The organism is Flavobacterium sp. Arc3 (genome assembly GCF_041431375.1).
Taxonomy (GTDB): Bacteria; Bacteroidota; Bacteroidia; order Flavobacteriales; family Flavobacteriaceae; genus Flavobacterium.
Genome location: NZ_JASMRI010000015.1, coordinates 1 through 11,773 on the forward strand (window position 1 = coordinate 1; position 11,773 = coordinate 11,773).

Here is an 11,773-nt window from a genome sequence, read left to right on the forward strand (position 1 = left end):
GAGCCCGATACAATATCGAGCTCATTATTATCAAAATTAATTATAAATTTGTCCAAACTTTTGGGTTCAGTCTAAAATCGTTTCACAGGCTTTTTTCTTATGCAATAAGATTGCTTTTATTCGGCGTCATTATCACTTTCAATACCAAAAAGATCTCCTTTTTTAAATAACTTCGTATCCTTTTTTAATGCTTTTCGGTTGCGTTTTGTAAGTACTTCAGCATCTAGCTTGCTTAGATCTGGTTTTCCTGCATTTACCCATGCCGTATACCAGAAACTTGCTGTTGCAGTAACCGCTTTTTTCATTTGGCTTTCTACCATCCCATTTAAAGCACTGTGAAATTTAGCAGCGTATTCATTTGAATATTTCACGCCGTTGTATTTGTTTTTCACCACATTTCCTTCTGCGTCAGTTACAAATATTTGATTTACAGCTAATGTTGTTCTCAATCCTTTATCTGCTGCTAATAATGGCTCCACTAAACTGTGGGTGTCCATAATCATATCCCAAGTTGCTTTGTTTACGTCCTCATAATAGTGCGCTGGTGCTACAGTAAATTTATAATTTTTAACAAACAGCTCAGGCAATCTGCTTTCCCATAAGGAATGGATTCCTTTTTGGTCTGTCAGTTGACCATCATGATTGTCTGAGGTATGCAAAGGCATATGTGCATCAGCGATATAATGTCCTAAATCAGCAGCAATAAATAAGATTTCTGATTTGCGTTTGTCCTTAAACGCCTGCGTTAATTTTGCCATCATATCTTGGATATGCCAAGGCAGTGTTCCGTTTTTAGACAAAAATTTATCATCATACTTCTTTTTAGCTTCTGCCATAGACTGTGGAAAACCATCTATATCTCCAAAATTCTCCATGTCAAAATAGTGTCTTGGGCCTTCCGCCTTGTCCTGTAAAACATACTTTCTCATATCGGGAACAGTCGATTCTTGCGTTATAAAATCAATATGGTTGTAAAAGAAAACCTGTAACGGTTTTGGCAAAGCCATTACAGCTGCTTTATTAATTCTTTCGTGCCCCACGATTCCCCATGACAATGTTAGAAATCCAATGAATATTGCAGTTAGCACCAACATTGTAGGCTTAAATTTGATATTTATCATTACTTTTATTTTTTTGAACTACAAATGTATTTGTTTTTCAGACAATTTAAAAATATCTAGTTTAACATTATATAAATTAGAAAGTAACTTATCCTTTATCATGTTTCGCCACCAAGGAAAAAATAGAACTTTTATTCATAATTTACGTTTAGCGACTTTGCTTTCATTCGTTGCAGGAACCGTAAATATTACAGGTGTATTAGCAGTAAAGACTCTAACAACTAATGTAACGGGGCATTTCGCCTTCTTTGCTGAGGAAGTTATTAAACAAAATTATTCGGCGGCAATTACATTTTTTGTTTTTACACTTTTCTTTTTATTTGGGGCCTTTACGTCGAATTTTTTAGCCGAATCTGTGGCAATAAAACATCCGGATCTATCACATGTAATACCAATTTCATTAGAAATAGCGATTTTGCTTTTGGTTGGTGTCTTTGGTGTACAAGGAGATCTCTCAAGTTTATCGGGAAAATGGATCGCCTTTGCGATGCTTTTTGCCATGGGAATACAAAATTCTTTGGTAACCCAAATATCAAATTCTGTTGTAAGGACAACCCATTTAACAGGACTCTTTACCGACTTAGGAATTGAATTATCACAGCTGTTTTTTTACAAAAAACCAAATGAAAAAAAAAGACTAAATACAAGTATTTACTTAAGGTTATCAATTATTGTCTTCTTTTTCATCGGTTGTACCTCAGGAGGTTTTCTCTATACTTTTCTAGAGATGAAGACTCTTTTTGTCGCTGCTTTTTTTCTTTTAATAGCACTGATGTATGATTATGTCCGACTACAGTTCTATGTAATAAAAAGGAAAAGATTCAGTCGTGTTACTAGATAAAATACAGAATGGAAAGTAAGGCTGATATGGCAATACATGCCCAAAGTAGAACTCCTTGCACCAATGGTTTAACCCCCACAGACTGCAATACAGTATGACTTAAGCCTGCGCCAATTAAAAACAAGGTAATCGTAAGTCCTGTTTTTGCTAAAGCAACCATATACGGTGCTACCAGAGCTGTTTGTGGAACGTATGTATTAAGTACCATCGCCAAAATAAACACTCCAATAAAATAAGGAATTTTTATTTTGCTCGATTTGTTCTTAAAAACCAGTGCAGTAATCAAAGTAACCGGAATAATCCATAAAGCACGAGCCAATTTTACAGTTGTTGCAATCTGCAATGCCTCAGGACCATATTTATTAGCTGCACCTACTACTGAACTCGTATCATGAATCGCAATAGCACACCATAAACCAAATTCCTGTTGGCTTAAGTGCAACCAATGTCCAATAGCAGGAAATAAAAAGAGAGCAATTGAATTAAGGATAAAAATCACGCCTAGGGCTACAGAAGTCTGTTTTTCGTCAGATTTAATGACTGGGGCTATCGCGGCAATAGCACTACCTCCACAAATAGCAGTACCACATGAGATTAAATGAGACGTTTTTTTGTCAATTTTTAACCATTTACCTATTAACAAACCTAAGAGTAAAGTACTAAAGATAGATGCGACAGTAAACAAAAAACCCGTTTTCCCAGCAGAAATCGCAGAGTTTACATTCATTCCAAAACCCAAACCGATAACAGAGAGCTGAAGTAATATATTAATTGCTTTTGCATTAAAGCGCAAAAATGGATTACCAGAAATATTGGCAGCAACTAAACCAAGAACTAAAGCGATAGGTGGCGAAATTAATCCGGAAATACAAATTACCAGCAATAGGACAAAAATAACTTGCTGTGTTATAGTATTCGTATTAAAAAAAGGAGAACTGTTCTTTGAGATGATTTTAGACTGATTTTCCACGGTGAATATATTGAATTAGTACCCAACAAAGATGCGGGGATAAATCGGTATTCACCAATCATAATAAACAATCTATTATAACTTTAAATTATAGTGTTTCGTAATATTTTTGATAAACAAATCTGAAAGAGCGTTTGTTTTTCCTTGTAAACCAATGATATAAAAATAACGTTCTATAATAAGGTTATCTACATCAAGAATGACTAACTCATTGTTTTTCAATTCTTTTTCAATAGCATGTATCGAAATAAAAGCCACGCAATTTGAATTCATAAGATACGACTTGATACTTTCAGTACTCCCTAATTGCATCTCCACAATCAACTCAGCCATCTTAATTTTTAAGGGTTTCAAAGCGTGTTCGATTACTTCTAATGTTCCTGACCCTTGTTCCCGCATTAAAAATCGCAATTGCACGAGGTCTTCCTTTGTAATTTCTCCTTTGTCTACCAATGGATTAGCTCTATTACAAACCAGTACTAATTCGTCTTTTAAAAACGGAGTATATTTAATAGCTTTGTTTTTAGACTGTCCTTCAACAATGCCGATTTCGATTTCTTTATTCAGTAAGGCGTTTTCTATTTGTTCTGTGTTACCATTACGCAAAATAACTTTGACACCCTGCATTTCCTGATGAAAGCGAGCTAATAGTGGCGGAATTATATATTGAGAAATAGTTGTGCTGGCTCCTAGGCGAAGCATACCTTGCTGCTCTTTTATAAGTGAGCTCATTTCAAAATCAATTTCACGGTAGATTTCAAAAATGTTCTTGGCATGTTTGACTAACTGTTCTCCCGCATGCGTCAGCGAAATCTTTGAGCCATTTCGGTCAAAAAGCTTCACTTTATATTCTTCTTCCAGTTCTTGTATGTGCTTAGATACTGCTGGCTGTGTAATGAATAATTCAGTTGCTGCTTTAGTAAAACTTAATCGGGTAGCCACGGTGAAAAACACTTTTAATCTAAAATCCATAATTGCATTGTATTGGTTAAACCAAATGGAATTTACAACAATCCATTGTACTTCCTTACAAACCATTCGGTGGAAAGCAATGAAACAATTAAAATTAGCAGTAAAGTCCAATCAATCAAAGGAGAGCGGGTTACCGTATTTTTTTCTATTGCTTTATAATTGTCATCTTCTAAAAGTGATTTGATTAGTGTGTTCACCTGATTTGGAAAATAAACTGCTCCTTGCGTTTGCGTGGCCAATTGTTTTAATTTTTCTACGTCGGGATTGACAAATTGTTTTTCTTTGTCGAAATCTAAAATTTCAAAATGACTTGAATAACTTGTATTTGAATTCAGTTCTTTTACAGAAAAATTATAACTTCCTGCTGCAAGTCCGTCTAAATTTACTTTGTAAAATGCGTTTCCTTTCAATAAATCGTAGTTCTTAGTTTGTTTAGTTACTGTATTTCTTACAATAATTGTCAAACGCGCTTTATCGTCAAATTCATAGTTTTTATTGAAATATTGAGCCGTTATTTCGATAGCGTCACCTGAGTTATAAAAACTTTCATGATTAACCACTAATGCTTTTTTAGAACTACTAGAGGCTAGATACTGAATTGTTTTATCTATAAAAACATCAAATTTAGCAAAGGACTGAGTATCAACATGACTTTGCAATCTCCATTTCCAGATATTTTCACCCAATAGAAATGCGCTACGATTTCCTTGATTTTCGGCATATACTAATAATGGGGAATTTGTATCTATAGTTCTAATTTTAGAAGAAAGTAAAACAGAAGCGTTGCCCTTAACGGTAATAGCTCCAAAGGCATTTTCTAATGGAGGAAAATTTTCGAAACCAATATTATCTGTGGCAAATAAATTAAATTGGGGATTAAAACTCGCTAAATAATTCTCTTTTTGATTACTCATTTTAAATGCCAAACTACTTTGCTCCTTATTTAAAAAGGAGAAATCAGTACTTGTTCCGGTAATAATAAAAGTAGATATTCCTGCCTTTTTATTATCTTCAAAGATAGACTTAAAGGCTGCTGTCGGTTGATATAAAACCAGAACATTGTAATCTTTTAATGAATTGACAGCGTTAGGTTTAATAACGGTTACTTTGCGTTGTGCATTAGATTCAATACTGCGTTTTAAAGCACCTACATCCGGATGATTTATTGCCGTTATAAGTGCAATATTTGTTTTCTGATCAATTACTTCTACCGCAAAGTTTTTTGAATTATTATAAGTGTTTTTCTCTTTTTCAAGACTGGATAATGTTGCTTTAAAAGTTTGCGAACCTATTTTATTTGCCGGTAAAAGAACATTTAAAATGGCAGTTCTTTTAGAGGATGAAAAGGAAACACTTTGTTTTGTAACAACTGAATTCCCTTGTGAAATCATAAAATCTGCAGACACATTTTTGTCTCCAGAATAGTTCAGGAAAACTTCTACAGGAAATTTATTTTTGTAGAATGCATATTTATTGACATTGATTTGGCTAATCTTTAAGTCGATTACCTTGGTTGTATCTCCCAAAATTATTGGAAAAACTTTATTGGCAGCATCAAAACTATAAACATAATCATTACCTGAAGTCTGATTTCCGTCTGTTAAGAGAATTGTTGGGAATATACTATTTCTATTAGTACTTCTTAACTCTTTTGAAATTCCGCCTAGATTAGTTTGTGTCCCTTTAAAGTCAAATTTTTCTGAGGGTTCAAATGCCGTGTCAAATCGATACGACTGCAAATTAAACTTTTCATTTAAGGCTGAGTTTGCTGTTATTAAAGCATATATTTCTAAAGCTTTTTTGTTAGCGTTTAAGGCCGTTATCGAACTTGAATTATCTACAACAACTGCCAAAGGCGGTTTAATAATCTCCAGCGTATTTCTGGTGATTATGGGATTAATCAACAATAATAGAATCCCGAACAAGGATAGAAAACGCAATAAAGCCAAAAACAAATTTAGTTTTGATTTGCTTTTGGCTTTATAAAAATATTGGTAAAATGATAAACCACCGGCAATTACTATTGATAGTAGAATTAGTAGGACCGTGTTTGTTGTCATTCTATTTATTTTAAATGATGAATTTTAAATGGAAAGAATTCAGTATTTTAAAATTCATCATTTAAAATTTATAATTTCTTATGTTAGCATTCCTCCATCAACATTCAAGACTTGACCAGTGATATAAGCACTCATGTCAGACGCTAAGAAAAGGCAAGCATTAGCAACATCCTCAGTAGTTCCTCCGCGTTTCAACGGAATCCCGTCTCTCCATCCTTGAACGACATCATCATTTAATTTTGCTGTCATTTCAGTTTCAATAAATCCTGGAGCAATAGCATTACAACGAATATTACGCGAACCTAATTCAAGTGCAACCGATTTTGTAAATCCAATAACACCTGCTTTTGAAGCGGCATAATTCGTTTGGCCCGCATTACCCTTCACTCCTACTACACTACTCATATTGATAATTGATCCGGCGCGTTTTTTCAAGAAAGTTCTTTGAATTGCTTTGGTCATATTGAAAACTGATTTCAAGTTCACATCAATAACTTTGTCAAAATCCTCTTCAGACATACGCATTAGCAAGTTGTCTTTAGTAATTCCAGCATTATTAATCAAAATATCAACAGTTCCAAATTCAGCAATTACAGCATCAACCATAGCTTGTGCTTCATTAAAATCAGCTGCATTTGATTGGTATCCTTTTGCTTTAATTCCCAAAGCGTTCAATTCATTTTCTAATGCTAAAGCCGATTCCACAGATGAACTGTATGTAAAAGCAACATTTGCTCCATGTTTTGCAAAAACTTCTGCAATTCCTTTTCCAATTCCGCGACTCGCGCCTGTTATAATGGCCACTTTTCCTTCTAGTAATTTCATATTCAAAAATTAGTTTAATTTTTATTTGTAGCTATTCCTGCTATCCGCTTCAATCTTTTATGACCGCTAGCGCTTTCATAAAAGGATTTCCACTACTATCAGGGCTATCTTACAGTTGTCAAATATAGAATAATTCCTTTTTTAAAAAAATTTAAAAATCAATAACATTCGAAATCGAACCGATTTTAAAGATCCAGAAATCGTTTTACCAATTTGTCCCAAAAAGAGCTATAAATCGCAACCAAAGTAAAAATAAACAAAAATAAATGATACCAAGCATTTGTTAGTAAATCCATAAAATCAAGTTTGCCATTTGCAAAACTTAAAATCAGCAATACTTGTGCCCCATAAGGCAAGATCCCTTGCACTACACAAGAAAATATATCAAGAATTGCTGCTGTTTTCTTGGGACTCAAATCGTATTCATCACTAATTTCCTTAGCAATTCCACCTGTTATAACAATGGAAACTGTATTATTGGCAATAGCCACATTCGTAAAACCTACCAAAGCACCAATTCCAGCCTGCGCCGATTTTTTACTTTTAATGCGCTTTTTGATTTGGTACAATAAATAATCAATTCCTCCAGCTTTATCAACCATTGCTGCTAAACCACCAGTAAGCATAGACAATAAAAATATTTCAGTCATACTAGTGAAGCCCTCATATATCTTTTGGGCAAATTCCATCAACGTAAAATGATTTCCAAAATACCCAATCAATCCAGCTAATAAAGTTCCAATAATCAGTGTTGAAAAAACGTTTATGCCAACTAATGCTAATACAATTACTAGAACGTAAGGAAGAATAGTTATCCATTCAAAATTGGTCTTAGGAATCGCCACTGCAGTAATATCAGAGTTCAGTCCCAAATAAAAGAAAACTAGAACGGTTATAATGGCTGCGGGAAAAGCAATGAATAAATTTATTTTGAATTTATCTTTCAGTTTACATCCTAATGATTGCGTAGCAGCAATTGTAGTATCTGAAATCATCGATAGATTATCTCCAAGCATCGAACCACCTAACAAAGCGCCTGCAATCAATGGCAATGAAGCTCCACTTGAATTAGCCAGATTTACTGCGATAGGCCCAATAGCTACAATGGCTCCCACAGAAGTTCCAGTAGCTGTTGATAAAAAGGCCGCTATTAAAAAGATCCCTAACGGAAAATAAGCGACATCAATTGTATTAATTCCAAGGCTTACAACTGCATCCACACCTCCCGTTGCTTTACTAACAACAGCAAATGCTCCCGCGAGAAGATAAATGAGACACATGGTCATAATTTTACTCTCTCCACAACCAGCAATCAAAGTGGCTACTTTCTCATCTGACGAACTCTTAAAAAGTAAGAAAGCAGAAATAATTCCTATCACAACAGCAATTGGCGCAGGTAAAGCATAGAAATCATCAAGCCATATACCGGCTCCTAAAAAAATAAAAATAAAAATCAATAAGGGAATTAAAGCAAATGCATTTCCTTTTTTTTTCAATAAATGAGTCATAAATCAGTTTTATAATGATATAAATATGACGAAAAACAATAGCTAAAAAAATGGGAATGTAAAACAACGTTTTTTCCAAAGGATTTGGCTTATCGTTTTAGCACCTTGCTCGTTGTTGCAGGTTGCTATCTCTTTTTGAGATTCGTGATAACGGCTGCAAAAGTAATTATTATTTTTTGAAATCGTCACCTTCGATCAAAAAAAATATTTTACAAAAAAAAGCCTTACCGAAGTAAAGCTTTTTTATAACTAATTTAGTTTTTTATAAATTTCATATTCGAACTTCCTTTATCTGTATTCATTTTCAAGAAATACTTTCCGGAAGCCAGTTTAGAAACATCAACCTTTGTTACTGAAGTCGCATTCGGAACAGCAATGACCATTTGTCCAAGAATATCATAAATTGCTATTGATTGTACTTCTATAGAATTTTTATAATTAATATTTAGAATCTCATTTACTGGATTTGGAAACACACTAAAGTAATTTGAAAATTCAAAATCTGAAGTTGCTAAGGTTTTAAAGGTAGATGTCGCTTTGTTTGTCAGAATTGGAAAGTTATAATCAAAATAAATATTAGCTTCATTTTGGAATGTATCGCCAACTACTAATGTTGGTAATGTTTTAATCTTATAGCCATCTCGATGTAAATAAGAGGTCATTAAACGGTATCCGCAGTCTATAAACTCATGACTTAAGATTTCTTTAACCGATTTAATAACAACTTCTTGAATTACCATTCCTTTGGATTTATTATAAGTAAAGACACTAGGCTTATTACCTTTTTTACCATGGCTTGGTCTTCGGTAGTAACTACTTTGAATCATACCTACCATCACAATGACTTTGCTTTTACTGATTTTATACTTGCTACAAATACTATCAACTAAATCTTTCTTGGATCGGACGTCCCAAACTTTTTTTTTAAAAGTTCACGTCCAACTTCTAGTTCAATTTCTTTATTAGCTAATAATTTACGTAGGATACGGTTTTCTTCCTCAGCTTGCTTTAACTCTTTGCTACGATCGTCATAAGTGACTTTTAAACCTGCTTCTCCTTGTTTCTCATGCTTCTTCTTCCAACTGTACAAAGTTCCTTTACTAACACTGTATTTACGGCAGGTTTCTACAACTCCTGATTCTTCGCAAGAAGATAAAATTTCTAACTTCTCTTCTAAACTCCATTTCTTGTATTTCATATCTCAAATGTACTATTTGAAATTTAAAATATCACTCCGAACTTATAAGGGGCTAAAATAAACATTGGTTGCAATATAACTGTCTACACTTGCTTCTAGTAATTTTTTCTTAAAATTGACATCTGGTATATCAATAACCTGAGCATTAACACTTCCAAAAAAACAAAATCCAATAAGTAAAAAGTAAAGTTTTTTCATTTCATAAATTAAAGTAATCAAATATATAGAAATCAATTAGTAATAAATTATTTTCCTAAAAAAAAAAGCCTTACCGAAGTAAAGCTTTTTTTATAAAATATATGATTTATGAAATTGACTAGAAAGCTACATTCCATCTTGGTAATCTACCATTTTCATCTAAGAAAATTTGTAAAACTTGTCCTTCTACAGCAGTAGGAATACCTTTAGTATCATCATTGAATGTTTCATACCAAACAACTTCTAACAAGCTGATATCTTCTTTTTTCATTTGCGCTGGCCAAGAATATTTCCTTCCTGTTTTTGCAAACTGGTGCCCTTCAACAATCTTTTCTTTTAGACCACCATTTTTAATTTTCAAAGTTCCGTCATTTTGTACTGTTCCTGTAGAACCTACCATGATCAACTCTTTTTCTTCTGCTACTGCATACACTAAAAACACGCCACTTCCTTCTGAAGCATTACAAACTTGTTCTAAACTGTCATCTGCAGCAAATGAAAATTTGTCGCTAACTTTAAATTTTTTTAATTCCTTATACATATTGTTTTATTTTTATTTGAATTGGCTTCCTCAAAAAAATACCCCACAAAATCGTGAGGATTATCTAAACCATTCGTTTCTATTTATTATTATTAAAGTTAAAGCGGTAAAATAGCTGTTTTTAATAAAGTGCAAAGGTATTTCTTTAATTCTATTTTATAATAAAAAAGCCCCACAAATGTGAGGCTTTTTATATTTTAGTTTTAAAATAGATGACTATCCTAAAACTTCTTTTACTTTTTTACCAATTTCAGCTGGAGAATCCACTACGTGTATTCCACATTCTCTCATGATTTGTTTTTTAGCTTCTGCTGTATCATCAGTTCCACCTACAATAGCACCTGCATGACCCATTGTACGACCTGCTGGAGCGGTAACTCCTGCAATGAATCCTACAACTGGTTTACGGTTACCATCGGCTTTAATCCAGTGAGCAGCATCTGCTTCTAGTTGTCCACCTATTTCACCTATCATTACAATACATTCTGTTTCTGGATCATTCATTAACAACTCAACTGCTTCTTTCGTAGTAGTTCCAATGATAGGATCTCCTCCAATACCAATTGCAGTAGTAATACCTAAACCTTGTTTTACTACTTGGTCAGCTGCTTCATACGTTAATGTTCCTGATTTAGAAACAATACCTACAGTTCCTTTTTTGAAAACAAAACCTGGCATGATACCAACTTTAGCTTCACCTGGAGTAATAACTCCTGGACAGTTAGGTCCTATTAGCCTAGCGTTTCTTTCTTTAACATAAGCGTTTGCTTTGATCATATCAGCCACAGGAATTCCTTCCGTAATAGCGATAATAACTTTTATTCCTGCATCAGCAGCTTCCATTATTGCATCAGCAGCAAAAGCGGGTGGTACAAAAATAATAGTAGTATCAGCACCTGCTTGTTCTACTGCATCTTGTACAGTATTAAAAACAGGACGATCTAAATGAGTTGTTCCCCCTTTTCCTGGAGTTACACCACCTACAACGTTTGTTCCGTACTCGATCATTTGAGAAGCATGGAAAGTTCCTTCACTTCCTGTAAATCCTTGAACAATTATTTTGGAATCTTTATTAACTAAAACACTCATGATATATATTTTATGTGATTTTTATAAGTTGTGTTGCAAAAGTAAGGTTTTGAAATTATTTTGTGGCCTTTTCTTATCAAAATATATTATGATAATTGACTCATTTGATAACCTCTATATAATTTATTGTCTTTTATTTCCCAAATTGCTATAAAATGCGCCAATAACATCTCCTCTCTCGGATTTTCAATTGTTTTTACAAAATGAGAATAGCGTACACTAATCATATCATTTTCGGCAATAATATGACTAATCCTGATCTTTGAGCGAACATAAGCTCTACCCAACTCTTCGGAAAGATCTACTAAAGAGTCATAATCCAATTGGACAAAACCCTTACTACTATTCCAATCCAACGTAACATCAGAGTGCAAATATTCTTTCATAGTGGTACTGTTAATTAGAGCATCTGATTTGTAAAAATCTTGAACGAGTTCCTTTGCTGTCATA

The 11,773-nt window shown here is 33.6% G+C and carries 12 protein-coding genes and 1 riboswitch; of the genes, 1 reads left to right on the plus strand and 11 read right to left on the minus strand.

What is annotated here, in order from left to right; genetic code table 11:
- Window positions 1–116: 116 nt before the first annotated feature.
- Entirely contained in the window at window positions 117–1,121 is a 1,005-nt protein-coding gene (locus tag QO200_RS11975; RefSeq protein ID WP_371540458.1) for a zinc dependent phospholipase C family protein, read from the minus strand.
- A gap of 100 nt (window positions 1,122–1,221) precedes the next feature.
- On the opposite strand from QO200_RS11975, the gene QO200_RS11980 reads away from it, so the two are divergent.
- Complete coding sequence (locus tag QO200_RS11980; protein ID WP_371540460.1) at window positions 1,222–1,962, plus strand: YoaK family protein; 741 nt, start codon at window positions 1,222–1,224, stop codon at window positions 1,960–1,962.
- Here the strand turns inward: QO200_RS11980 and QO200_RS11985 are convergent.
- The 10 genes from QO200_RS11985 to QO200_RS12030 all read right to left on the minus strand — a co-directional run bounded on the left by QO200_RS11985 (window position 1,955) and on the right by QO200_RS12030 (window position 11,772).
- Entirely contained in the window at window positions 1,955–2,932 is a 978-nt protein-coding gene (locus tag QO200_RS11985) for a YeiH family protein (protein WP_371540462.1), read from the minus strand. The two genes, QO200_RS11980 and QO200_RS11985, sit on opposite strands and share 8 nt — an antisense overlap.
- A 75-nt stretch (window positions 2,933–3,007) precedes the next feature.
- On the minus strand, window positions 3,008–3,904 hold the full coding sequence (locus tag QO200_RS11990; protein WP_371540464.1) for a LysR family transcriptional regulator: 897 nt from the start codon (window positions 3,902–3,904) through the stop codon (window positions 3,008–3,010).
- Window positions 3,905–3,936: 32 nt separating this feature from the next.
- Window positions 3,937–5,964, minus strand: coding sequence for a hypothetical protein (locus QO200_RS11995; RefSeq protein WP_371540466.1), 2,028 nt, complete (start codon window positions 5,962–5,964; stop codon window positions 3,937–3,939).
- 78 nt (window positions 5,965–6,042) lie between these two features.
- Window positions 6,043–6,789: a 3-oxoacyl-[acyl-carrier-protein] reductase gene (gene fabG / locus QO200_RS12000; RefSeq protein ID WP_371540469.1), complete on the minus strand. Its 747-nt coding sequence runs from the start codon at window positions 6,787–6,789 to the stop codon at window positions 6,043–6,045.
- A 185-nt stretch (window positions 6,790–6,974) separates the two neighbouring features.
- Complete coding sequence (locus QO200_RS12005; RefSeq protein ID WP_371540472.1) at window positions 6,975–8,297, minus strand: Na+/H+ antiporter NhaC family protein; 1,323 nt, start codon at window positions 8,295–8,297, stop codon at window positions 6,975–6,977.
- A gap of 59 nt (window positions 8,298–8,356) precedes the next feature.
- Window positions 8,357–8,453, minus strand: a riboswitch (SAM-I-IV-variant riboswitch).
- Between the two features lie 98 nt (window positions 8,454–8,551).
- On the minus strand, window positions 8,552–9,133 hold the full coding sequence (locus tag QO200_RS12010) for a T9SS type A sorting domain-containing protein (protein WP_371540666.1): 582 nt from the start codon (window positions 9,131–9,133) through the stop codon (window positions 8,552–8,554).
- A gap of 50 nt (window positions 9,134–9,183) precedes the next feature.
- On the minus strand, window positions 9,184–9,495 hold the full coding sequence (locus tag QO200_RS12015; RefSeq protein ID WP_371540475.1) for a transposase: 312 nt from the start codon (window positions 9,493–9,495) through the stop codon (window positions 9,184–9,186).
- A gap of 316 nt (window positions 9,496–9,811) precedes the next feature.
- Window positions 9,812–10,234, minus strand: coding sequence for a hypothetical protein (locus tag QO200_RS12020; protein WP_371540478.1), 423 nt, complete (start codon window positions 10,232–10,234; stop codon window positions 9,812–9,814).
- A 216-nt stretch (window positions 10,235–10,450) separates the two neighbouring features.
- Complete coding sequence (sucD, locus tag QO200_RS12025; protein WP_371540481.1) at window positions 10,451–11,323, minus strand: succinate--CoA ligase subunit alpha; 873 nt, start codon at window positions 11,321–11,323, stop codon at window positions 10,451–10,453.
- A gap of 86 nt (window positions 11,324–11,409) precedes the next feature.
- Window positions 11,410–11,772, minus strand: coding sequence for a nuclear transport factor 2 family protein (locus tag QO200_RS12030; protein WP_371540483.1), 363 nt, complete (start codon window positions 11,770–11,772; stop codon window positions 11,410–11,412).
- Window position 11,773: the final 1 nt, after the last annotated feature.